The organism is Curtobacterium sp. B18, assembly GCF_000333375.1.
Lineage (GTDB): Bacteria > Actinomycetota > Actinomycetes > Actinomycetales > Microbacteriaceae > Curtobacterium.
In genome coordinates this window covers 1-22,710 of record NZ_BACZ01000286.1, presented here as the reverse complement: position 1 = coordinate 22,710, position 22,710 = coordinate 1, and the positions used below count along the sequence as shown (strand labels likewise).

Annotated in this window: 23 protein-coding genes and 3 pseudogenes; 19 read left to right on the top strand and 7 right to left on the bottom strand. The window is 73.2% G+C overall.

What is annotated here, in order from left to right; all coding sequences use genetic code 11:
- The 3 genes and pseudogenes from I5E_RS07520 to I5E_RS26285 form a co-directional block, all read left to right on the top strand.
- A partial coding sequence (locus I5E_RS07520) for a sensor histidine kinase (protein ID WP_022906440.1) occupies positions 1-1,576 on the top strand: 1,576 nt, incomplete at its 5' end.
- Between the two features lie 13 nt (positions 1,577-1,589).
- A complete protein-coding gene (locus I5E_RS07515) occupies positions 1,590-2,282 on the top strand; it encodes a response regulator (protein WP_022906439.1) in 693 nt (230 codons plus the stop codon).
- A 92-nt stretch (positions 2,283-2,374) separates the two neighbouring features.
- A pseudogene (locus I5E_RS26285) lies at positions 2,375-2,494 on the top strand (helix-turn-helix domain-containing protein); the annotation flags it as partial.
- Between the two features lie 413 nt (positions 2,495-2,907).
- Here I5E_RS26285 and I5E_RS26280 read toward each other — a convergent pair.
- A pseudogene (locus I5E_RS26280) lies at positions 2,908-3,246 on the bottom strand (helix-turn-helix transcriptional regulator); the annotation flags it as partial.
- A gap of 614 nt (positions 3,247-3,860) precedes the next feature.
- On the opposite strand from I5E_RS26280, the gene hxlB reads away from it, so the two are divergent.
- From hxlB to I5E_RS07485, 4 genes are all read left to right on the top strand, one after another.
- Positions 3,861-4,421 (top strand): 6-phospho-3-hexuloisomerase, encoded by a 561-nt coding sequence (gene hxlB / locus I5E_RS07500; protein ID WP_022906437.1) that lies wholly within the window; start codon positions 3,861-3,863, stop codon positions 4,419-4,421.
- Positions 4,422-4,432: 11 nt separating this feature from the next.
- Positions 4,433-5,071 carry a 3-hexulose-6-phosphate synthase gene (gene hxlA / locus I5E_RS07495; protein WP_022906436.1) on the top strand — a complete coding sequence of 213 codons (639 nt, stop codon included), beginning with the start codon at positions 4,433-4,435 and terminating at the stop codon, positions 5,069-5,071.
- A gap of 67 nt (positions 5,072-5,138) precedes the next feature.
- A complete protein-coding gene (locus I5E_RS07490; RefSeq protein WP_022906435.1) occupies positions 5,139-5,660 on the top strand; it encodes a GNAT family N-acetyltransferase in 522 nt (173 codons plus the stop codon).
- A complete protein-coding gene (locus tag I5E_RS07485) occupies positions 5,657-6,397 on the top strand; it encodes an alpha/beta hydrolase (RefSeq protein ID WP_022906434.1) in 741 nt (246 codons plus the stop codon). The genes I5E_RS07490 and I5E_RS07485 overlap by 4 nt, the downstream gene beginning before the upstream one ends.
- A gap of 111 nt (positions 6,398-6,508) precedes the next feature.
- On the opposite strand, the gene I5E_RS07480 is transcribed toward I5E_RS07485, so the two are convergent.
- Positions 6,509-7,171: a hypothetical protein gene (locus I5E_RS07480; protein WP_022906433.1), complete on the bottom strand. Its 663-nt coding sequence runs from the start codon at positions 7,169-7,171 to the stop codon at positions 6,509-6,511.
- A 27-nt stretch (positions 7,172-7,198) separates the two neighbouring features.
- Positions 7,199-7,795 (bottom strand): hypothetical protein, encoded by a 597-nt coding sequence (locus tag I5E_RS07475; RefSeq protein ID WP_022906432.1) that lies wholly within the window; start codon positions 7,793-7,795, stop codon positions 7,199-7,201.
- Between the two features lie 145 nt (positions 7,796-7,940).
- Here I5E_RS07475 and I5E_RS07470 point away from each other — a divergent pair, with 145 nt between their 5' ends.
- Together I5E_RS07470 and I5E_RS07465 are read left to right on the top strand one after the other, a co-directional pair.
- Entirely contained in the window at positions 7,941-8,708 is a 768-nt protein-coding gene (locus I5E_RS07470; RefSeq protein ID WP_022906431.1) for an HAD family hydrolase, read from the top strand.
- Between the two features lie 79 nt (positions 8,709-8,787).
- A complete protein-coding gene (locus I5E_RS07465) occupies positions 8,788-11,298 on the top strand; it encodes a glycoside hydrolase family 65 protein (RefSeq protein ID WP_022906430.1) in 2,511 nt (836 codons plus the stop codon).
- A 91-nt stretch (positions 11,299-11,389) separates the two neighbouring features.
- On the opposite strand, the gene I5E_RS07460 is transcribed toward I5E_RS07465, so the two are convergent.
- Both I5E_RS07460 and I5E_RS07455 read right to left on the bottom strand, forming a co-directional pair.
- A complete protein-coding gene (locus I5E_RS07460; RefSeq protein ID WP_022906429.1) occupies positions 11,390-11,776 on the bottom strand; it encodes a VOC family protein in 387 nt (128 codons plus the stop codon).
- A complete protein-coding gene (locus I5E_RS07455; RefSeq protein ID WP_022906428.1) occupies positions 11,773-12,288 on the bottom strand; it encodes a DUF1697 domain-containing protein in 516 nt (171 codons plus the stop codon). The genes I5E_RS07460 and I5E_RS07455 overlap by 4 nt, the downstream gene beginning before the upstream one ends.
- Positions 12,289-12,362: 74 nt before the next feature.
- Here I5E_RS07455 and I5E_RS07450 point away from each other — a divergent pair, with 74 nt between their 5' ends.
- The gene (locus I5E_RS07450) at positions 12,363-12,830 is read left to right on the top strand and encodes a hypothetical protein (protein WP_022906427.1); all 468 of its coding nucleotides are present in this window, start codon (positions 12,363-12,365) and stop codon (positions 12,828-12,830) included.
- 185 nt (positions 12,831-13,015) lie between these two features.
- Here I5E_RS07450 and I5E_RS07445 read toward each other — a convergent pair whose 3' ends face one another.
- A complete protein-coding gene (locus I5E_RS07445) occupies positions 13,016-14,488 on the bottom strand; it encodes an NCS2 family permease (protein WP_022906426.1) in 1,473 nt (490 codons plus the stop codon).
- Positions 14,489-14,632: 144 nt separating this feature from the next.
- On the opposite strand from I5E_RS07445, the gene folE reads away from it, so the two are divergent.
- From folE to I5E_RS07420, 5 genes are all read left to right on the top strand, one after another.
- Positions 14,633-15,241, top strand: a complete 609-nt coding sequence (folE, locus tag I5E_RS07440; RefSeq protein WP_022906425.1) for a GTP cyclohydrolase I — start codon at positions 14,633-14,635, stop codon at positions 15,239-15,241.
- On the top strand, positions 15,238-16,176 hold the full coding sequence (folP, locus tag I5E_RS07435; RefSeq protein ID WP_022906424.1) for a dihydropteroate synthase: 939 nt from the start codon (positions 15,238-15,240) through the stop codon (positions 16,174-16,176). Before folE ends, folP begins: the two co-directional genes overlap by 4 nt.
- Entirely contained in the window at positions 16,173-16,940 is a 768-nt protein-coding gene (locus tag I5E_RS07430) for a pyrimidine reductase family protein (protein WP_022906423.1), read from the top strand. The genes folP and I5E_RS07430 overlap by 4 nt, the downstream gene beginning before the upstream one ends.
- A gap of 121 nt (positions 16,941-17,061) precedes the next feature.
- A complete protein-coding gene (locus I5E_RS07425; protein WP_022906422.1) occupies positions 17,062-17,715 on the top strand; it encodes an HAD-IA family hydrolase in 654 nt (217 codons plus the stop codon).
- 168 nt (positions 17,716-17,883) lie between these two features.
- Positions 17,884-18,426, top strand: coding sequence for a type 1 glutamine amidotransferase domain-containing protein (locus I5E_RS07420; RefSeq protein WP_022906421.1), 543 nt, complete (start codon positions 17,884-17,886; stop codon positions 18,424-18,426).
- Between the two features lie 152 nt (positions 18,427-18,578).
- Here I5E_RS07420 and I5E_RS07415 read toward each other — a convergent pair whose 3' ends face one another.
- Positions 18,579-19,151 carry a molybdenum cofactor biosysynthesis protein gene (locus I5E_RS07415; RefSeq protein ID WP_261974876.1) on the bottom strand — a complete coding sequence of 191 codons (573 nt, stop codon included), beginning with the start codon at positions 19,149-19,151 and terminating at the stop codon, positions 18,579-18,581.
- Positions 19,152-19,259: 108 nt separating this feature from the next.
- Here I5E_RS07415 and I5E_RS07410 point away from each other — a divergent pair, with 108 nt between their 5' ends.
- From I5E_RS07410 to I5E_RS07395, 4 genes and pseudogenes are all read left to right on the top strand, one after another.
- Positions 19,260-20,822: an AlkA N-terminal domain-containing protein gene (locus tag I5E_RS07410; protein ID WP_022906419.1), complete on the top strand. Its 1,563-nt coding sequence runs from the start codon at positions 19,260-19,262 to the stop codon at positions 20,820-20,822.
- On the top strand, positions 20,819-21,331 hold the full coding sequence (locus I5E_RS07405; RefSeq protein ID WP_022906418.1) for a methylated-DNA--[protein]-cysteine S-methyltransferase: 513 nt from the start codon (positions 20,819-20,821) through the stop codon (positions 21,329-21,331). The genes I5E_RS07410 and I5E_RS07405 overlap by 4 nt, the downstream gene beginning before the upstream one ends.
- A 158-nt stretch (positions 21,332-21,489) precedes the next feature.
- Complete coding sequence (locus tag I5E_RS07400; RefSeq protein WP_022906417.1) at positions 21,490-22,308, top strand: alpha/beta fold hydrolase; 819 nt, start codon at positions 21,490-21,492, stop codon at positions 22,306-22,308.
- 17 nt (positions 22,309-22,325) lie between these two features.
- Positions 22,326-22,710, top strand: a pseudogene (locus I5E_RS07395) (hypothetical protein); the annotation flags it as partial.

Below are 22,710 nucleotides of genomic sequence, written 5' to 3'. Positions count from 1 at the left end.
GACCCTGGTGCGGTTCGCGAAGTCGATCGACGCCACGCAGATCGTCATCGGCGTGAGCCGCCGCAGCCGGGTCGCGGCGGCGATCACCGGACCGGGCATCGGCAACACCGTGATCCGCGAGTCCGGCGACATCGACGTCCACGTCGTCACCCACGAGCGTGCCGGGGGCGGCTTCGCCCTGCCGCGGCTCGGCGGCAGCCTGTCCCGCGGCCGGATCGTCGCCGCGTTCGCGCTGTCCCTCGTGGCCGGTCCGCTCCTGACCTGGTTGCTCTCGCTCGGCAAGGACCCGGACGCGATCACCGTCGACGTGCTCGCCTACCAGCTGCTCGTGCTCGTGGTCGCGCTCGTCGGCGGCATGTGGCCGGCCGTGTTCGCCGCAGTGCTGTCCGGGCTGAGCCTCGACTTCTTCTTCGTGCAACCCCTCTACATGGTCACCGTCCAGCAGCCGTGGCACCTGGTGGCCCTCGTCATGTACGTCGTCAGCGCGGTGCTCGTGAGCTTCGTGGTCGACCGCTCGGCACGGCGGTCCCGGGCCGCACGGCGTGCGGCAGCCGAGTCTGGGCTGCTGATGGGGATCGCGGGCAGCGTGCTCCGCGGCGACGACGCCCTGCAGGCGCTGCTCGACCGGACCCGCGAGGCCTTCGGCTTCGCCGGCGTCCGGATCCGGCAGGGCGACGAGGTCCCGGCGACCTCGGGGGCGTTCGGCGAGACGCCGGACGCCGCCACGACCCTGGCGTCCGGCGCCGTCCTCGAGTTCGCGGGCGCCCCGGACGACCCGACCCAGCGGCGACTGCTGCGGGTCGTCGAGCAGCAGCTCGACGCCGCGGTCGAGCACCGCGACCTCACCCGGGCCGCGGTCGACGCCGAGCGCATCGCCGCGGTGGACCGGGTCCGCAGCGCGATCCTCGCCGCCGTCGGACACGACGTGCGACGGCCGATCGCGGCCGCCTCGGCGGCCGTGCAGACGCTCCGTGCGTCGGACATCGAGTTGTCGACGGACGACCGGGAGGCGCTGCTCGCCACCGCCGACGAGAGCCTCCGTCAGCTGGCGGTGCTGTTGGCCGACCTGCTGGACGTCAGCCGCGTGCAGGCCGGGGTGCTCGCCGTGGCCCCGGTGCCGCTCGCCCTCGAGACGGTGGTCGCCCCGGCACTCGACGAACTCGAGCTCGGTCCGGACGACGTCGACCTCGACCTCCCCGCCGACCTCCCGCCGGTCCTCGCCGACGCCGTGCTCCTGCAGCGCGTGGTGGTGAACCTCCTCGCGAACGCCGTGCGCTACGCACCCGAGGACACTCGGGTCCGCATCGCCGCGAGCGCGTTCGGCGGCGGGGTCGAACTGCGCGTCGCCGACCACGGCCCGGGGATCCCGTCGGACCGCGTCGACGAGGTGTTCCAGCCGTTCCAGCGCCTCGGCGACACCGACAACGACACCGGCCTCGGGCTCGGCCTGGCGCTCGCCCGCGGCTTCACCGAGGGCATGGGCGGCACGATCGAGGTCGACGACACCCCCGGCGGCGGGCTCACCGTCGTGGTGCGGTTGCCGATCGCCGGACACCTGGGAGTGGAGATCCGATGAAGGGCCGTGCGCGATGAAGGTCTTGATCGCCGACGACGACGCGCAGCTCGTCCGCGCGCTCGCCGTGACGCTCGCCGCACGCGGGTACGACGTCGTCACCGCCCGCGACGGCCGGGTCGCGATCGACGCGGTCATCACCGAGCGGCCGGACCTGGTGCTGCTCGACCTCGGCATGCCCCGGCTCGACGGCATCGGCGTGCTCGAGGGCATCCGGGCCTGGTCACAGGTGCCGGTGCTCGTGCTCTCGGGCCGGACCGACTCGTCCGACAAGGTCGACGCGCTCGACGCCGGTGCCGACGACTACGTGACGAAGCCCTTCCAGATGGACGAGCTGCTCGCCCGGCTCCGGGCGCTCGGCCGCCGGCAGGTCGCGGCGGCGACGGCCGCGGGGGCGACCCCGTCGGTGTCGATCGGCGACCTCGTGGTGGACCTCGTCGCGAAGCAGGTCACCCCGCCGTCCGGCCCCGCGATCCGGCTGACCCCGACCGAGTGGCGGCTGCTCGAGGTCCTCGTGACGAACCCCGATCGGCTGATGACCCGCGAGATGCTGCTCACCGAGGTGTGGGGTCCGTCGCACGGCAGCGACTCGGGCTACCTGCGCCTGTACATGGCGCAGCTGCGACGCAAGCTCGAACCCGACCCGGCGCACCCGCGGTACCTGGTGACCGAGTCGGGCATGGGCTACCGGTTCAGTCCGCGTGCGTGACGAGCCGCGTCGTGCACGTGACGGGGCGCTGTCGTGGACGTGACGGGTCCCTGTCGTGGTGGTCGGGCCCGTGCGCTTCCTAGGCTCGGAGCATGAACGAGATGCGGATCGCTGCACTGCGGCGTGAACGGGGCTGGACGCAGGAACGGCTCGCCGAGGCGAGCGGGATCGCGGTCCGGACCGTCCAACGGCTCGAGGGCGGCAAGGACGCCAGCCTCGAGACCCTGAGTGCCCTCGCCCGTGCGCTGGAGGTCCCCGTCCGGGACCTGTTCGCCGCGGGGGAGACGTCCGGCCTGGACCCGGCGGTGCGTGGCCTCGACGAGCGGACGGCGGCCGACCGGGCCGCCCGCGACCGGGCGGTCGCGGGGTTCTGGTCGCTGTACTCCGCGATCGGTGTGGGGTTCGGCATCGCGACCACGCTGCTCGTCGTGCTCCGGGTCTGGTCCCCGCTCGTCTTCATCGCCGTCGGCGGGTACTGGGCCGTCGGGCGGTACGCCGGACGCTTCCTGCTCGACGCGGTCGTCGGGCCCCGACTCGACCGCCGGTACCCCGCTCGCGAGGACCGCGACCGCGCCGGCACGCTGACGGCGTTCCTCAGGCCCGGGAAACTGACCGCGGCGAGCTCCGCCCGGGTCCGGGCCCCGAGCTTCCGGAGCAGGTTCGCCACGTGGTACTTCACGGTGTTCGTGCTGATCCCGAGCCCGTCGGCGATCTCCCCGTTGCCGACCCCGGTGGCGACGAGTCGCAGCACGTCCTGTTCGCGGGGCGTCAGGTCGGACGCGTCCGAGGGTACCGGTGCGCCCGGCGGCGGATCGAGGGGGATCCGGATGTCGAGCACCGACCCCCAGCCCGCCGTGGACGCGACCCGCAGCTCCCCGTCGAGGGCCACCACCCGCTCGGCGATCGGCCGGACGCTGTCGTCGTGCGCGTCGAGTGTGCCGGCGCCGTCGTCACGGAGCTGCATCAGGAGGTTCCGCCCGTCGCAGTCCCACTGGATCCGGACCCGTCGTGCGGCACCCTCGTCCACGAGGGCGAGCACCGCCGTCCGCACGATCGCCCGGGCGCTGTGGGCGACGTCGCCGGGGAGCGCCCGCCCGGTCGCCGGCGGCTCGACGAACTGCAGGTCGAGGTTCCCGAACCGGACGAGCGGCCGGAGGTCCGCGCGGAGCCGGGAGAACGCCCCGGTGACGGGTTCGAGCAGCGCGCCGCGCTGCCGGTCGGTCACCGTCCGGAGGTCCACGAGCGCCGCCGACGCGATCTCGACCGCCTCGGCGCGGGCGGCAGCGTCGCCGACGCGCGGCGACCGGAGCACCGCGAGCACCGACTCCAGGGTGAGGGCGTGGCGGTCCGCCTGCTCCGCGACGGTCCGCGCGTGGTCGGCGGCGGCGAGGCGTCCCGCGGAGTCGCGCCGCGCCTCCTGGACGGCCGACGGAGCCGCCGTCCCGTCATCGCGCACGTTGTCGGTCACGGGACCAACCGTACGACTCCCACCCGAGCGGGTGGGGCCACCCGATCGGGCGGGGACCCCGCCGTGTCGGGTAGCGGCGGCCGACCGGCGTCCCGACCACGATCGATGCCATGCCCGCCGCCACCGTCACCGACGCCCTCGCCCTGATCGTCCGCGAGTCCGCCGACCTCGCCGAGACGCTGCGGGGTGACACCGACGCCGCCCTCGACCTGCTCAGCGGCGCCGAGCGCGTGTTCGTCCACGGGGCCGGCCGCTCCGGTCTCGCCCTCCGGATGACGGCCATGCGGCTCATGCACCTCGGCCTCGACGTCCACGTCGTCGGCGAGGTGACGACCCCCGCCGTCCGGGCGGGCGACGTCCTGCTCGTCGCGAGCGGATCGGGGACCACGACCGGCATCGTCCAGGCCGCGCGCACCGCGGTCGACGTCGGCGCCGCGGTCCTCGCGATCTCGACGACCGACGACGCACCGCTCGGCGCGCTCGCCGCCGTCACCCTCGTCGTCCCCGCCGCGACGAAGACCGACCGGTCCGGCAGCGCCTCCGAGCAGTACGCGGGCAGCCGCTTCGAACAGGCCGTCGTCCTCGTCGGCGACGCGCTCTTCCACGCCCTCTGGACCCGGAGCGGACGCTCCGCCGACGACCTGTGGCCCAGCCACGCCAACCTCGAGTGAAAGGCACACCCATGCAGATCCAGTTCGCCATCGACACCCTCACCACCGAGGCCGCGCTCGACCTCGCCGCGAAGGCCGCCCCGAGCGTCGACGTCCTCGAGCTCGGCACCCCGCTCATCAAGGCCGAGGGGCTCTCGGTCATCACCGCGATGAAGCAGGCGCACCCGGACAAGACCGTGTTCGCCGACCTCAAGACGATGGACGCCGGCGAGCTGGAGGCGGGCATCGCCTTCGCCGCGGGTGCCGACCTCGTCACCGTGCTCGGTGTCGCCGGGGACTCCACCATCCGCGGGGCCGTCGCCGCCGCCGAGAAGCACGGCAAGGGCATCGTCGTCGACCTCATCGGGGTGGACGACAAGGCCGCCCGTGCCCGTGAGGTCGTGGCCCTCGGCGCGCAGTTCGTCGAGGTGCACGCCGGACTCGACGAGCAGGCCGAGGTGGGCTTCACCTTCTCCACCCTGCTCGAGGCCGGCGAGGCCTCCGGCGTCCCCTTCTCGATCGCCGGCGGCGTGAAGGCCTCCTCGATCGCCGCGGTGCAGGCATCCGGCGCGATCATCGCCGTCGCCGGCAGCGCCATCTACAGCGCGGACGACGTCGCAGCCGCTGCGGCGGAGCTGCGTGCGGCCGTCACCGAGGACGCCTCGGTCTGACCCGGTCCAGGAGGCGCGGGTCGGCCCGACCGGGTCGGCGCGCGCCTGCGGGCGGTAGCGTCGAGGCGTGACGACGATCGCGCTGCGCCGGGTGACGGCGGACGACTGGGAGACCTGGCGTCCGGTCCGGCTCGCGGCGCTCGCCGACGCCCCGACGGCCTTCGGATCGACACTCGGCGACTGGGCTGATGCCGGCGAGGACCGCTGGCGGACCCGGCTCTCGATCCCGGGCGCGCTCGACCTGCTCGCCCACACCGAGGACGGGGCCGCCGTCGGCATGGCCAGCGGCGTCCCGGGCGATGATCCCGGCACCGCCGAACTCATCTCGATGTGGGTCGACCCCGCCGCACGCGGCCGGGGCGTCGCGGCAGCGCTCATCCGTGCAGTCGCGACCTGGGCGGCCCGTGCCGGTGCCCACACGCTCGAACTGTCCGTGATGCCGGACAACGCCGGGGCCCGGCGCGCGTACGAGCACTGCGGGTTCCGCGCCGTCGACGAGCCCGGCGACGCGCTGCCGGACGGTCGGCACGAGGTGGTGATGCGGCGCGACCTCGCGGCGGAACGCCCGCAGGGAGCAGGAAGCGCATGAACCGAGTCCTCCGCTGGTCCGCCTGGGTCGTCACCGTGATCGTGCTGATCGCGGTGGTGTTCCTCGTCTGGGCGAACATCGTCATGCAGGGCACCCGGAGCGCGGCCCTGCAGGTCTGGCGGGACGACCGGGTGGCGGTCCGGGACGCGGGCGACTCCGTGGTGATGACCCCGACCGGCAGCGCGAACGGCGCGGGCATCGTCTTCATCCCCGGTGCGAAGGTCGATCCGTACGCCTACATGGCGACGTTCCGGCAGGTCGTGGCCGCCGGGACGACCGTCGTGATCACGAAGCCGACGCTGCACCTCGCCTTCTTCGACACCCGCGGGCTGTCGACGTTCGAGTCCCACGCCCCGGACGTGCGGTCCTGGGCGGTCGGCGGGCACTCGCTCGGCGGGGTGCGCGCGTGCCAGCTCGCCCCGGACGCCGACGGGCTGCTCCTGCTCGGGAGCTACTGCGCGAACGACATCAGCCGGTCGTACATCAGCGTGCTCAGCGTCTCCGGCTCGCGCGACGGGCTGTCGACGCCCGAGAAGGTCGACGCCGCGCGGCACCTGCTGCCGTCGAACGCCACGATGGTCGAGGTGCAGGGCGCGAACCACGCCGACTTCGGCGCCTACGGTGCGCAGCCCGGCGACGACACGGCCACGATCTCGCGGACCGACGCCCGGCAGCAGATCGCCGCGGCGATCGAGGAGTGGGTCCGGACCCTGCCGTCCGGGTCGGCGCTGCGCTGAGCGCCGTCCACGGTCGACGGCACGGACGCGTGCCGTTCCGCCCGCCGGACGAGGCGGTCCGACCCCGACGGTCGTCACGTCGTGACGGCCGTCGGGGTCGGCGCCGGGGACTCACGCCACAGCGAGCCAGAACTCCACGTACTGGCCGTCGCCGTCCTGCGTGACGGTCGTGAGGAACTGACCACTGGCCGGGAGCGCGGACGGGCTCGCCGCCGACCAGTGACCGTCGGCACGGACGACCGCAGCGACCTCGACCGACAGGCCGGGGATCGCGACGACGACGCGGGCACCCGGGGTCCCCGTCCCGGCGAACGTGGGCTTCGCGCCGCGCGCGAACCGGGTCGGACCGTCCGATCGCAGGGTGGTCGGGGCGGTGTGGGCGGGGGCGGCGCCGCGTCGCAGGTCGAACTGGACGAGTTCCCCGTCCTGCTGCTGGTACGCGAGGTTCCCGAAGTAGTCCCCCGAGGAGAAGACCTCGGGGCTCGTCGCCGACCACCTGCCGTCGGCGGCGACCGTGGTGGAGAAGGTCACCGGCTTCCCGGGGAGCATGACGAGGACGTCGGCTCCCGGGGTGCCGGTGCCGGTGATCACGGGCCGGGTGTCGGGGACGTAGCGTTCCGGCGAGGTGACGGCGAACGCGTGTGTGGCGCGCTCGGACGACACGGCCGCGGAGGCGTGGGGTTCCGCGGCCTGCGCGGTGATCGCGGGGCCGGTGACGGTGACGGCGGCAGCGGCGACGAGGGCCGCGACGGTGAGGACGGGGATGCGGAGCACGGGGTTCCTTCCGGGGTCGGGGACGGGTCAGTTGAAGACGACGGGATCGGACCAGTGCCCACGGCTCTTCTGCGTGATGCTCAGGCCGCGTTCGAAGCCGACCGGGTAGGCGATCCAGCGTCCGGTGATGTTCGCGGTCGCGGTCACGACCTGGCCGTCGGCACCCTCGATGCGGATCTCGGCGTTCGCGACGCCGAGCCCGGTCACCATCCCCGACGGGCCGTTCGAGATCTGGCTCACGGCCGGGATGTCGACGTCGGAAGGTGTCCCGAACGTCACGGGAGCGGAGGTCCGGCCACCGATCGACTGCGTGATCGAGTACGTGGGCGTGAGCCCCTCGGCGGGGACGAAGAACCAGTTGCCGGACTGGACCACGGTGGAGCGGGTCTTCCCGGCGGCGTCGGTGAGGGTCACGGTCGCCCCCAGGACGCCGGAGCCGCCGATCAGGTCCTTCGGTCCCCAGTGGACCCTGTTGACCGGCGCGACGGTCGAAGCGGCGCTGGACCGCACGGCGGTCGTCGACTGCGCGGGCTCTGCGGACGCCACGGACGCGGTGCCCAGGACGGCCGCCACGGTCAGGCAGCCGACCGTGACAAGGCGCGTGGTGATGAGGTGTGAACCCATGAATCCTCCAAGGATCGATATTGGAAGATGAAATATTACACGTTTCGAATGTGCAGTCGTCGACACGTCCGTCGCGGGTGAACTCTCTCCACAGATCGGTGATGCGTCAGGGTCCGCGGCGGAGGCCGGTCCTAGACTCGCCTGCATGACCGCACCGGACCGGCGCACCCCCGCGCGACTCGCTGACCAGCGCGCGCTCCTGTTCGACCTCGACGGTGTCCTCACCCCCACCGCCGACGTCCACATGCGCGCCTGGAGTCGGCTCTTCACGCCCTACCTGGCCCAGCACGGCGTCGCTCCGTACACGGAACAGGACTACTTCGCGTACGTCGACGGCAAGCCGCGGTACGACGGGGTCCGGTCCCTGCTCGAGTCACGCGGCATCGACCTGCCCCAGGGCACCCCGGACGACCCGCCGGACGCCGACACGGTGTGCGGGCTCGGCAACCGGAAGAACGCCGAGTTCACCGCCGAACTGACCGAGCACGGCGTCGAGCCCTACCCCGGTTCGCTCCGGTTCCTCGTCACGGCGATCGACGCCGGGCTGTCCGTCGCGGTCGTCTCGAGCTCCGCCAACGCCGTGCAGGTGCTCCGCACGGCGGGGATCCTCGAACGGTTCCCGGTGATCGTGGACGGCGTGGTCGCCCGCGAAGACGGTCTCGCCGGCAAGCCTGCCCCCGACACCTACCTCGACGCCGCGAGCCGCTTCGGCCTGACCGCTGCCGAGTGCGTCGTGGTCGAGGACGCCACGAGCGGGGTCGAGGCCGGGCGCAACGGCGCCTTCGGGCTCGTCATCGGCGTGGACCGCGGCGCCGGGGCCGACGCGCTCCTGGAACACGGTGCCGACGTCGTCGTCACCGACCTCGACGAACTCGTCGACGAGCTGCCGGAACCGGCCACGAGCACGACGTAGGCGGTGCGGCCGGGGCGATCCGCGCCTCCAGGCCCTCCCGACCCTCCTCCCACGAAGACCTCCTTTCCCACGGAGCACCATGAACCCCATCACCTCCGACCCGCTCGACCGGGTCCGCTACCCGATCGACGAGTGGGCGCTCGTCGAGACCGAGTACGCCCCCGACGAGCAGGGCGTGGCCGAGACGAACTTCGCCGTCGGCAACGGGTACCTCGGCCTCCGCGGCAACCTCGACGAGGGCCGCGGCGGCGTGCAGTACGGCACGTACGTCAACGGCTTCCACGAGACCTGGCCGATCCGTCACGCCGAGGACGCCTTCGGCTTCGCGAAGACCGGCCAGACGATCATCAACGCACCCGACGCCAAGGTGATCCGGCTGTACGTCGACGACGAGCCGCTGGTGCTGGCCGAGGCGGACATCCTCCGGCACACCCGACGGCTGGACTTCCGGGGCGGCTACCTGTTCCGCGAGACCGAGTGGTCGACGCCGTCCGGCAAGCGGGTCCTCATCCGGTCGCGGCGACTGGTGTCCTTCACCGACCGACACCTCGCGGTCATCGACTACGAGGTGACCGTGCTCGACGCGGACGCCTCGATCCTGCTGTCGAGCCAGATCCTCAACCGCCAGGACGTGCAGGACGAGTACCACGCCGGCATGCGCGCGGCGGCGAACGCCTTCGACCCGCGCAAGGCCGAGGCGTTCACCGAGCGTGTCCTCGAGCCGAAGCTCAAGCGCAGCACCGGTGGCCGGTCCCTGCTCGGGTACCAGGCGGCGAGCTCCGGCATGACGATCTGCGTCGGCGTCGAGCACCACCTCGAGACCGAGAACAGCTGGGACGAGTCGTCGTCGATCGAGGACGACCTCGCGAAGCACGTCTACCGCGTGCAGGCCCGCGCCGGACAGCCCATCCGGCTGACCAAGCACGTGGTCTACCACACGTCCCGCGGGGTCCCGGCGCGTGAGCTCGCCGACCGGTGCGAGCGGACGCTCGACCGCTCGCGGGCCGAGTCCGTCGACGCGGCCTTCGCGCGGCAGGCCGAGTGGATGGACGACTTCTGGGCGCGCAGCGACGTCGAGATCGCCGGGCAGCCCGCGTTGCAGCAGGCCGTCCGGTGGAACCTCTTCATGCTCGCCCAGGCCACGGCGCGCACCGACGGGCACGGCATCGCCGCCAAGGGCGTCACCGGGTCGGGCTACGGCGGGCACTACTTCTGGGACATGGAGATCTACGTCCTGCCGTTCCTGTCGTACACGGCACCGATCGTCGCCCGGAACGCCCTGCGCTTCCGGTACAACATGCTCGACGCCGCGCGGTCCCGTGCCCGTGAGCTGAACCAGCACGGTGCGCTCTTCCCGTGGCGGACGATCAACGGCGAGGAGTCCAGCGCGTACTACGCGGCCGGCACCGCGCAGTACCACATCGACGCGGACATCGCGCACGCGCTGATGCAGTACGTCCGCGCCTCGGACGACCGTGAGTTCCTCAAGCGCGGCGCGATCGACATCCTCGTCGAGACCGCTCGGCTGTGGGAGGACCTCGGCTTCTGGCGGTCGAACGGCGACAAGAAGTTCCACATCGACGGCGTCACCGGCCCCGACGAGTACACGACGGTCGTCGACGACAACCTCTACACGAACGTGATGGCCCGGGCGAACCTGTGGTTCGCGGTGAACGCCTGCCGCGAGCTCGCCGCGGACGACCCCGAGGAGTACGACCGCATGGTGCGGCGGACCGGGCTGCAGGCGCAGGAGATCACCGACTGGGAGCACGCCGCCGAGTCGATGGAGATCCCCTTCGACCCGCACCGTGGGATCCACCCGCAGGACGCCCAGTTCCTCGACAAGGAACTCTGGGACCTCGACAACACCCCCGAGAGCAAGCGGCCGCTGCTGCTGCACTACCACCCGCTGGTGATCTACCGGTTCCAGGTGTTGAAGCAGGCGGACGTCGTGCTCGCGCTGTTCCTGCAGGGGCACGAGTTCACCGCTGCCGAGAAGCGTCGCGACTTCGACTACTACGACGCCCTCACGACCGGTGACTCCACCCTGTCCGCCGTCGTGCAGTCGATCATGGCGGCGGAGGTCGGCTACCACGACCTCGCGCTGCAGTACTTCCAGACGGCGCTCTACGTCGACCTCGCGGACCTGCACGGCAACACGAGCGACGGCGTCCACATCGCCTCGACCGGTGGCATCTGGGGTGCGGTCGTCAACGGGTTCGGCGGCATGCGGGACCACGGCGGCCGGATGACCTTCAACCCCCGGCTGCCGAAGGACTGGGAGCGGATCACCTACCGGCTCACGGTGCGTGGGTCACGGGTGCGGGTCGACCTCGAGCAGGAGACCATGACCTTCACGGTCGAGACGGGCGAGGGCTTCACGGCGTGGGTGCACAACCAGCAGTGGGACATCACCGCCGGTGAGCCGACCGTCGTGCCGCTGACGCACCAGGGCCCGCGGATGTCCGGTCGCGCACCGACGACGGCCGACATCCAGGGCACGCTCCGTGCCGACGGGTCGGTGATCACGGCCTCGATCCCGACGATCTCGCTCGACCGGGATCTCGAGCCCGACGAGGCGACCGCCTGACGGACCCCGTCCCGGAGGCGCGGTGCGGCCCCGACGCGCACCGCGCCTCCGACTCGTGCCGCGTCTCCGGCGCGCACCGCGCCCGAAGCGCTCAGTCGGCGACGAGTTCGACCTTGAACCGCTCGGCGTCCTCGAGGAAGCCTGCGTGGTGGCCGGGGCCACCGGCGTGCGGGTGGCGGTCCTCGTAGAGTCGACGCCATCCGTGCGCAGGCGCGGCCGCCCAGATCCGGGCGACGTCGTCGATGCCTCCGGCGTGGAACGCGAGGTGGCTCAGCCCTGGTCGACGACGGTCGTTGGCGCCGTGCGCCGGGGCGGTCTCCAGCACGACGTACAGGGCGCCCGACCGCCAGCTCCGCCCGTCGGACCACTGCTGGAAGGGCTCGTAGCCGAGCTCGCCGAGGAGCCAGCCCCACGCAGCTGCGGATCGGTCGAGGTCGGCGGTGCGCAGTTCGACGTGGTGCAGGCCGCCGCGCGTCACAGGAGCTTCCGCAGCGTGTTCACGTTGCGGGTCGTCGTCGTCCGCTTGAAGCGCGCCGCGCCCGCCCGCTTCGCGAAGACCGTGTCCGTGCTCGAACCCTTCGGACACGACCAGTACACGACCCCGGAGCCCCGCGCGACGCGTTCGACCGTCTCGTCGACGTCGAGGTCTGCCAGCAGGTCGTCGAGGGCGTCGTCGTCCGAGCCGAACACGACGTAGTCGTGGTGGTCCTCGGCGGCGGGGAACGGGAAGCCGTCCACGATGTCCGCCAGGTCGTCGTGCGGGACGAGCACGATCCACGCGTCGTAGCCGAACCGGTCACGGAGCGACTGCTCGATGTCCGTCTTCAGGGCCGCGGCCGTGCCGTCGGAGCCGAACACCACGTTGCCCGACGCCAGCACGGTCCGGACGTCCTGGTACCCGCGTTCCCGGAACAGCGCCGCGAGGTCGGCGCTCGTGATCGTGATCCCGTTGACGTTCACCCCGCGCAGCAGCGCGACCCACCTGGTCATGCCCGAACCGTACCCCGCCGCCCCGACACCGCTTGCTCGGAGCGGTGTGAGCAGCGGTCCGGTAGACGGGACCCATGACGAACGACGCACCGCACGACGACGCACAGGGCCCCGACGAGCAGCACCGCGTGCCCGAGGGGGTCTCGGACGCCACCGTCGAGGCGCTCGGGACGCTGTCCGCCGCCCTCGAGACGATGGAGCACGCCCGCGGGCTGTTGTACGGGTTCCACCGGCTGACGGGCAAGGCGGACCTCGACCTGGGGGAGGCGGTCGACCAACTCCGCGATGCCGGGCACGCCGAGCTGGCGGACCGGATCGACCGCGAGCTCGTCGGGCGCAACGTCATCGGCGGCCGCTGGACGTTCCAGATCGTCGAGGACTACGACGACGGGTACTACGCCCTCGCGAAGGAGCTGGAGCGGACCGCGCGCGACGAGCTCGTGCAGGGCCGCAAGCACCTGTTCGAGGCGGGCATGAAGGAGGACCGGCGCACCCAGGGTCGGCGTCACCACGAGGCGACGCCGACCGACCTGCCGGACTGAGGCCGCGCCTCCCGGCTGCCGCACCGCCGCACAACCACAACCGCCCCGAACCACGGCTGTCCGTGGTTCGAGGCGGCTTTCGTTGTGCGAACGCGGCGCGGCGCGGGGCGGGGCGGGCGGCGCGGGGCGCGGGGCGACGCAGGACGAACGCGCGGCGCGACGCGCCCCGCGCGCGGAGCCCCGCGTCAGCCGACGCCGAGCAGCGTCTCGATCGGCCCGCGCGCGAAGTACAGCAGGAAGCCCGCGGCCACGACGTACAGCAGCCACGACACCTGCCGACCGCGCCCGGACAGCAGCTTGATGAGCACCCAGCTGATGAAGCCCGCGCCGATGCCGTTCGCGATCGAGTAGGTCAGCGGCATGATCACGATCGTCAGGAACGCCGGCAGCGCCGCCCCGAAGTCGGTCCAGTCGATGTCCTTCACCTGCGCCACCATGAGTGCTCCGACGACGACGAGCCCGGCGGCGGCGACCTCGAGCGGGACGACCTGGGTGAGCGGCGTGAGGAACATCGAGGCCAGGAACAGCAGGCCGGTGACGACCGAGGCCATCCCGGTGCGGGCGCCCTCGCCGATGCCGGCTGCGGAGTCGATGAACACGGTGTTCGACGACACCGAGGCGCCGCCACCGGCGATCGCGCCGGCGCCCTCGACGACCAGCGCCGACTTCAGCCGCGGGAACGTGCCGTCGGCGTTCGCCACGCCGGCGGCCTTCGCGAGGCCGGTCATGGTGCCCATGGCGTCGAAGAAGTTCGTGAAGACCAGGGTGAAGACGAGCATCGACGCGGCGATCGGGCCGATGCGGGTGAAGGCGCCGAAGACGTCCGCGTGGCCGACGAGCGACAGGTCCGGCACCGCGAACAGGGCGCTGGGGAGGCCGGGGGCGTTGAGGTTCCAGCCGGTGGGGGAGTCGACCGAGGTCGGGACCTTGAAGATCGCCTGCAGGATGATCGCGATGACCGTGGTCGCCACGATGCCGATGAGCAGGGCGCCGCGGACCTTGCGGGCCATGAGCGTGCCGATGATGACGAGGCCGATCAGGAACACGATGGTCGGCAGCGCCGCGATCGAGCCGTCCTCGCCGAGCTGAAGCGGCGGCGAGGCGTTCTTCGTGGTGCGGACGAAGCCCGAGTCGACGAGACCGATGAACGCGATGAACAGGCCGATGCCGACGGTGATCGCGGCCTTGAGCTGCGCGGGCACGGCCGTGAAGATCATCGTCCGGATGCCGGTCAACGCGAGGATCACGATCACGACGCCGTTGATGACGACGAGCCCCATCGCCTCGGCCCACGTCACCTGGTGCACGACGCTCACGGCGAGGAACGAGTTGATCCCGAGTCCCGCGGCGATGCCGAACGGCAGGTTCGCGATGAGCCCCATCGCGATCGTCATGAGGCCGGCCACGAGCCCCGTCGCAGCGGCGACCTGGGCGTTCTGCAGCCACCCGCCGACGACGTCCTGCGGCGCCTGGTCCTGGCTGAACCCGCCGAGGATGAGCGGGTTGAGGATGACGATGTACGCCATCGTCACGAAGGAGACGAGTCCACCGCGGATCTCGCGGGGGATCGTCGATCCGCGGTGCGTGATCGAGAAGAAGCGGTCGAGGCCGGTCGCGAAGCGGTTCCGGGGTGTGGTGTCGGTCTGCGGGGCGCTCACCGAACAAGCTTAAAGGGCGCTGGGTTTCCGGCACGTCACAGCTTCCTTACAGGGATTTCCGGGAGGCGCGGCGCGCCTGGACGGGGTACGTCTCGCCCGGCGGCCGCTCGCGTTCTGCGGCCAGGGCTGGTGTTGGATGGACGGGTGAACCAACGTCTCGACCGAGCGCGCATCGAGTCCGCCGTCCGCGAGCTGCTGCTCGCGATCGGCGACGACCCCGACCGCGCGGAACTCACACGGACGCCCGCCCGCGTCGCGGAGTCCTACGCCGAGTTCTTCTCCGGCATCGGCACCGACGCGGTGGCGATCGCGCGGGACGGCACCGTGCACGCCGAACCGGCGGACCGCGGCCAGCTCGTGATCGTCCGGGACGTGAAGTTCCGCTCCGTCTGCGAGCACCACCTCCTCCCGTTCCTCGGCGTGGCCCACCTGGCCTACGCGCCGGGGGAGCGGCTCATCGGACTCGGCACGCTCGCCCGCGTGCTCGACGCCGTCGCCTCCCGTCCGCAGCTGCAGGAGCGGCTCGGCGAGCAGGTCGCGACGACGATCGCGGACGGGCTCGCGGCGGCCGGTGTCCTCGTCGTGCTCGACGCGCAGCACCAGTGCGTGACGACCCGTGGCGAACGCCAGACCGGATCGACGACCGTCACCGTCGCGGCGACGGGGAGCCTCGCGGACGCCGCCGGCCGGGCCGAGGCGATCGCCCTGATCGGCGCCGGCGCCGCCGGGACCGGCCACGGGGCGGACGCATGACGACGGAACGTGCCGGGTTGCGCCTCCCGGCCCCCGCGACGGCACCCGGCTGGGTCGTGCCCGCCCTGCGCCAACCGGTGCGCACCATCGGACGCCGCACCTACGACTTCGACCACCGCGTCGCCGTGATGGCGATCGTGAACCGCACCCCCGACTCGTTCCACGACCGGGGTGCCACGTTCGCGCTCGACCGTGCCGTCGAGGCGGCGGTGCGGGCCGCCGAGCAGGGCGCGGACTGGGTCGACATCGGCGGCGTGAAGTTCGCCCCCGGGCCCGAGCTCCCGGCGTCCGACGAGATCGACCGCGTGGTGCCGGTGGTCCGGCAGCTCGCCGAGGAGTCCGACGTGACGATCAGCGTCGACACGTTCCGCCCCGAGGTCGCGGCCGCCGCGATCGAGGCCGGCGCGAGCGTCGTCAACGACACGACCGGGCTGTCCGACCCGCGGATGGCGGCCGTCGTCGCCGACTCGGACGCGACCGTCGTCATCACGCACTCGCTGGCCGAGCCCCGTCGTCCGCTGCCCGCGCCGCCGCAGTACGGCGACGTCACGACCGAGGTGGTCGACTTCCTGCGGGAACGCGTCGACCGGGCCCTCGCCGCCGGCATCCCGGAGTCGCGGATCATCGTCGACCCGGGGCACGACCTGAACAAGAACACCCGGCACACGCTCGAGCTCACCCGGCGCCTGCCCGAGGTCGTGGCGCTCGGCTACCCGGTGCTCGCGGCGGTGTCGAACAAGGACTTCGTGGGGGAGTCGCTCGGTCGGCCCCGCGGTGAACGGCTGGCCGGGTCGCTCGCCGTCGCGACCGTGAGCGCGATGCTCGGCGCCCGGATCGTCCGGATGCACGACGTGCCCGAGAGCGTCGACGCGATGCGGATGCTCGAGGCGACGCTCGGCTGGCGCGAACCGGTGGAAGCGCGGCACAACACGTGACCGGCCTGCCGCAGTCGATCGGCGACCTGTCCGACGACGACCTGCTCGAGCTGTACACGGCCGACGCCGTCGCCCCCTGGCTGCGCGTGAACTTCGTGACGACGCTCGACGGGTCGGCGACCGCCGCGGGGGACGGCGTGTCCGGGTCGCTCGGCGGCCCGGACGACCTGCGCGTGTTCGACCTGCTGCGCCGGGTGGCCGACGTGGTGCTCGTCGCCGCCGGGACCGTCCGCGACGAGGGCTACGGGCCGATGGCGCTGCACGACGCCGACGTCGCCTGGCGGCGGTCGCACGGGCTGCCGGACCACCCGGTGTTCGCGATCGTGTCCGGGTCACTGTCCCTCGACCCCGCGTCCCGGATCTTCACCCAGGCCCCGGTGCGACCGATCGTCCTCACCTCGGCGTCGGCGGCCGGGTCGCCCGCGGCCTCGGCGCTCGCAGCGGTCGCGGACGTCGTGCCGTGCAGCGACGACGACGACCCGGACACCGTCGACCCCGCGCGGCTCCGTGACGCCCTCGTGGCGCGCGGCCTCGGCACGGTCCACTGCGAGGGCGGACCGTCGTTCTTCGGCGCGCTCGTGGCGGCGGACCTCGTGGACGAACTCACCCTGACGATCGACCCGACGCTCGAGGGCGGTGCCGGCCCGCGCATCACGCACGGCGGCTCGAACGAGCTGCGGCGCTTCCGACCGGCCCACGTGCTGCTCGGGCGCGACGGCGTGCTGCTGACCCGGTACGTGCGGGCACACGATCCCGGCGAGTGACGGGCGCCGCGTGCCGGACCCCGGCGAGTGACCGCCGCCGCGTGCTCGGACCCCGGCGAGTGACCGGCGCCGCGTGCCGGACCCCGGCGAGTGACCGGGGCGGCAGGCTAGGGTCGGGCGCGTGATCGACATCGTGGCGTCCGGGGTCCTCTTCGACATGGACGGGACCCTCGTCGACTCGACCGCGGTGGTCGAGGCGACCTGGTCCCGGTTCGGCGAGCGGCACGGCATCGACCCGGCGGAGATCCTCGCGTTCTCGCACGGCCGCCAGGCGATCAGCACGATCGAGCGCTTCCTGCCCGACCTCGACCACGACGAGCAGGTGCGGATCGCCGACTCGCTCGTCGCCGAGGAGAGCGCGAGCACCGAGGGCATCGCCGAGATCCCCGGCGCCGCGGCGTTCGTCGACCGGCTGCTCGCGGCCGGCGTCCCGGTGGCGCTCGTGACGAGTGCGCCGCGGGACCTCGCCGCCGGACGCATGGCTGCCGCAGGACTGGCCATGCCCGGGGCGTTCGTGCCGTCGGAGGACGTCGAGCACGGCAAGCCCCACCCGGACGGCTACCTGCGCGGCGCGGCGTTGCTCGGCGTCGACGCCGCCGACTGCGTGGCGTTCGAGGACGCCCCCGCCGGGCTCGAGGCCGCGATCGCCTCGGGCGCGACCACGGTGGTCGTCGGCACGCTCGACGCCGACGTCACGGCCGGGCTGTACCGGGTGACGGGGTACGACGGCATCACGGTCGAGCGCGAGGGGACCGCGTTCCGCATCCGCGGCTGAGCCCGACTCCACGGCTGAGCCGGCCTGCGCGGCTGAGTCCGCGGCCGCGGCTGAGCCGGCCTCCGCGGCTGGGCCCGCGGCCTCGGCTGTCCACCTGCGGACGCTTCCAGCCCCCGCGGACGAACGTGGACGTGCGGCCGGAACGACCGGGCCGCGGAAGGAACGACCATGGCAGCACTCGACGGCAAGAAGATCCTCGTCATCGCGACGAACTCCGGTGTGGAGCAGGACGAGATCGTCGTCCCCATCGACCAGCTCCGCGAGCGCGGCGCGACCGTGACGGTGGCGGCGCAGGAGACCGGCCCGATCACGACCCTCATCGGCGACGAGGACCCGGGCAAGTCGGTCGACCCGGACACCACCATCGCCGGTGTCAACGCGGGCTCCTTCGACGCGCTCGTCGTCCCCGGTGGCACCATCAACGCCGACACCCTCCGCACCGACCAGCAGGCGGTGTCCCTCGTGCAGGCGTTCGCGGAGGCCGGCAAGCCCGTCGCCGCGATCTGCCACGGCCCGTGGACCCTCATCGAGGCCGGCGTCGTGTCGGGGAAGACGATCACGTCGTTCCCGTCGCTGCAGACCGACGTGCGGAACGCCGGCGCCGAGTGGGTCGACCGGGAGGTCCAGGTCGACGGCCTCCTCATCACGTCGCGGAACCCGGACGACCTGCCGGCGTTCGTCGACGCGATCGAGTCGGCGCTCACGGCGTAGCCGGCGCTGCGCCCACTCGCCATCGAGTCGGCGCTCACGGCGTCGCCGGCTGGGCCGAGTCTCGGCTCGGCGGACGCAGCGCGGGCTGCGGCGCCGCGGAAGAGTCCGCGGATCCGAGTCTCGGCACCCCTGCGCCGAGGCGCCGCGGCCGGTCAGCTGAGCGGGACGGGGCGGGTCGTGCGGAGCACCGCGGGCCCGAGGGCGAGGACGCCGTCGGACTCCGGGTCGCACCGCACCCCGCCCCGCCCGCGCATCGCCCGGAACGCCCCCGGGGCCACCTCGTGGTCCATCCAGGCGCACGGGTTCGCCGGCCGGTAGCCGCGGAACAGCACGGGGGCGTGGCCGACGCTCTGCAGGGAGAACGGCTCGCCCCGGAGCGCCTCGACGTCCGCCCCGCGCAGGAACACGTTGCGTCGGGTCGCGGCCGGGTCGACGTCCGCGCCGAGAGCGGTGCCGACGGCCTCGAGTCCCTCGAGACCGATCACGGTCACCGAGGCGTGCACATGCGCCCGCGACGCGAAGTAGCGGTCGCCGACGATCCCGAGCCCCGCGCGCAGCTCGACGTGCCCGCGCATGTCGTCCGGCTCGCCGTCGACCACCGGCAGCGCGCCGTCCGCCGGTCGCCCCTCGTACCGGTGCCGCCGGGACACCAGCAGCAGCGCGATCTCGACGTCGGTCCGGCAGGGCAGGTCGCCGGAGCCGGCCACGTCGTCCGCCAGGGTCACGCACCCCACGCTAGCCGCGCCTCCCGGTCCCGTCCCGCGCCGACGGACGTCCGCTGCCGTGTCCGATTCCCGCCAGTCGATGTCGGTGACCCGTGTCAGGCTGGAGGCATGTCCACCGCACCAGACGCCCTGCACGCCGAGCGCCACCGCGCCGTCGCCTCGCGCGACGCCCGGTTCGACGGGCAGTTCGTCACCGCCGTGCACTCCACCGGCATCTACTGCCGACCCTCGTGTCCGGCCCGGACCCCCGGCGCGGCCGGCGTCACGTTCTACCGCACGAGCGCGGCGGCGCACCTCGCCGGCTACCGCGCGTGCAAGCGCTGCCTGCCCGAGGCGACCCCGGGCAGCCCCGAGTGGGACGTGCGCGAGGACGTCGCCGGACGGGCGATGCGGCTGGTCCTCGACGGCGTCGTCGAGCGCGACGGGGTCCCCGGCCTCGCGGCCCGCGTCGGCTACTCGGAACGGCAGCTGAACCGCATCATGACCGCCGAGCTGGGCGCCGGACCGAAGGCACTCAGCCGGGCACACCGCGCGCAGACGGCACGGACCCTGCTCACGTCGTCCGACCTGCCCGTCGCCGACGTCGCGTTCGCCGCCGGGTTCGCGAGCGTCCGCCAGTTCAACGACACCGTGCGCGAGGTCTTCGCGGTCACCCCGACCGAGCTCCGCGCGCGGCGAACGTCGCAGCCGGTGGTGGACGGGGCGCTGCACGTGCACCTGCCGGCACGGGCGCCGTTCGACGCGCAGGGGCTCCTCGACTGGCACGCCTTCCACGCCCTGGCGGGCACGGAACAGGTCGAGGTCGACGACGCGGGGCGGGTCACGTCGTACGGACGGGTGCTCGACCTGCCAGGAGGCGCGGCCTGGTTCAGCGCGTCGGCCGCGGTCCCGAGCGCGGACGGGCGGGGCACCGGGATCGACCTGCGCGTGCGCGTCACGGACCTCTCCGACCTGCCGACGCTCGTGGCCCGGGTGCGGTCGTACTTCGACCTCGACGCCGACCCGGAGGCGGTCGACGCCGTCCTCGGCGCGGTGCCCGAGCTGGCACGCGCCGTCCGACGCGTGCCCGGCATCCGCTTGCCGGGCGCGGTCGACCCGCACGAGATCGTGTTCCGCACGCTCATCGGCCAGCAGGTGTCCGTCGCGGCGGCCCGGACGGCCCAGACCCGGCTGGTGGCGGCGCTCGGTGCGCCCGTGCCGTCCGCGATCGCGCCGGACGGCCTGCTCTTCCCGTCCGCCGCCGCGATCGCTTCGCGGGGGCACGAGGTCCTGCGGGGACCGGCGGCCCGCGTGGACACCATCCTGCGGGTGGCCGCCGCGCTCGCCGACGGATCGCTGGTGGTCGACGCCGGCCAGTCGCTCGACGAGCTGCGCGCCGGGCTCCTCGCGGTGAAGGGCATCGGTCCCTGGACCGCCGACTACGTGGCGCTCCGGGTCCGCCACCACCCGGACGTCTTCCTCCACAGCGACCTCGCCGTGCGGAACGGTGCACAGGAACTCGGTCTGCCCGGTTCGGCGCGCGAGCTCTCCCTATGGTCTGAGCAGGTGGCGCCGTGGCGGAGCTACCTCACCATGCACTGCTGGCGACCGATCATCGACCGCGCGACGGCGACGACCGTGCCGACCAGCACGACGACCGCGGCTCCGGCCGCCCGGAAGGACGAACGATGACCGACGCGACGATCCAGACCCTGGACACCCCCGACGGCCCCTTCACCGTGCTCGAGGACACCGAGGGCCGTGTCCTCGCCTCGGGCTGGACCGACTCGATCGAGCGCATCCTCGCGCGCCTCGCCGACCGACACCGACCCGACCGCATCGCCGACGGGCGGGTGGCCTCGGCCGATGCCGTCGACGCCTTCTACGCGGGCGAGGTCGACCACGCGATGCAGGTGCCCGTGCGGCAGTTCGGCACGGAGCTCTTCGCCGAGGGATGGCGGCAGCTCCGACTGGTCCCCGCGGGCACGACGCTCACCTACACCGGCTTCGCGGCGGCGATGGGGCGACCCGACGCGGTCCGCGCCGCGGCGAGCGTGTGCGCTCGGAACGCCCCGGCGCTGTTCGTGCCGTGCCACCGGGTGCTGCGGACCGACGGCACCCTCGGCGGGTTCGCCTGGGGGCTCGACGTGAAGCGGTCGTTGCTCGAGCGGGAGTCGGTGGGGACGACCGCGCTCGTCTGAGCCCGGTCGGGCGCACGGGCGTCCTCCCCCTGGTTGCGGGTGTCGACGCGACGGCGCAGTGCTGTCATGCTCGACACAACCGACCCGCCACGGACCAGACCCGAAGGACCCACGCACACCTGCGGCACACCGCGGTCGAACCACCTTCGAGGACCCCCATGGACCAGCACGTCGACCGCACGGTCGTCTCCGCGGACGGCACGGTGCTCGCCGTGTCGGACGCCGGAGCGGGCCCCGCGCTCGTGGTCGTCGGCGGGGCGTTCGACCACCACGGCACCCCCTTCGTCACCGCACTGACCGCGGCGCTCCGTGACCGCTACCGGGTGCTCACCTACGACCGGCGCGGCCGCGGCTCGAGCGGCGACACCGAACCGTGGTCGATCGAGCGCGAGGTCGAGGACCTCGCGGCCGTCGTCGCCGACGTCGAGGGGCCGATCACCGCGGTCGGCCTGTGCGTCGGCGCCGGGGTGGTGCTGCACGCGATCGCGGGCGGGGTCCGACTCGACGCCGCCGTGCTGTGGGAACCGCCCTACCGTGCCACGGTCGACCCGCACGCCGACGACGTCGTGTTCGCCGATGCGCTCGACGAGCACGTCGCGAGCGGTCGTCGGGCCCAGGCTGTCCGGGCGTTCCTCGCGCACGTCCTCGGCGTCCCGATGGGCCAGATCACGGCGCTCCGGCTGAAGGGTTCGCTGTGGCGCTCCCTCGTCGTCGACGCGCACGTCCTGAGCCGCGACGTCCGGGTGCTCAACGGCCTCGCGATCCCGGAGCGAGTGGCCGCGGCCGTGGGCGTGCCGGTCCTCGTCGCGGCGGGTGGCGACGGGCTCGAGTGGATGCGGCAGGCGGCACGCGCGGTCGTCGAGGCCGTCCCGGGGTCGGAGTACACCGAGGTGCCCGGACAGGGACACGTCCCCGCCCCCGAGGCGCTCGGCGAGCTGCTCGACCGCCTCACGGTGCGGACGAACGCACGGCGCTGACCACCGGGGCTGCAAGGATGGTCGTCGTGAACGCACCTCGTCTCGGCCTCCTGCTCGACGTCGACGGGCCCATCGCCAGCCCCGTCTCGCGCACCATCGCGATCCCGAGCATCGTCCAGGACCTCGTCGCGCTCGCCGCCGAGGGCATCCCGGTCGTCTTCAACACCGGCCGCAGCGACGCCTTCATCCGGCAGGAGGTCGTCGGACCGCTCCTCGAGGGGGGTCTCGCCGCCGGCGGCCGCGTGCACGCCGTGTGCGAGAAGGGCGCCGTCTGGTGCTCGATCGGGCCGCAGTACGAGGGCGGCATGGGCGAGCTGACCGTCGCCGAGGACCTCGCCCTGCCGAGGGACTACGCCGACGAGATGCGGGAGCTCGTCCGCGACGAGTACGCCGACCTGGTGT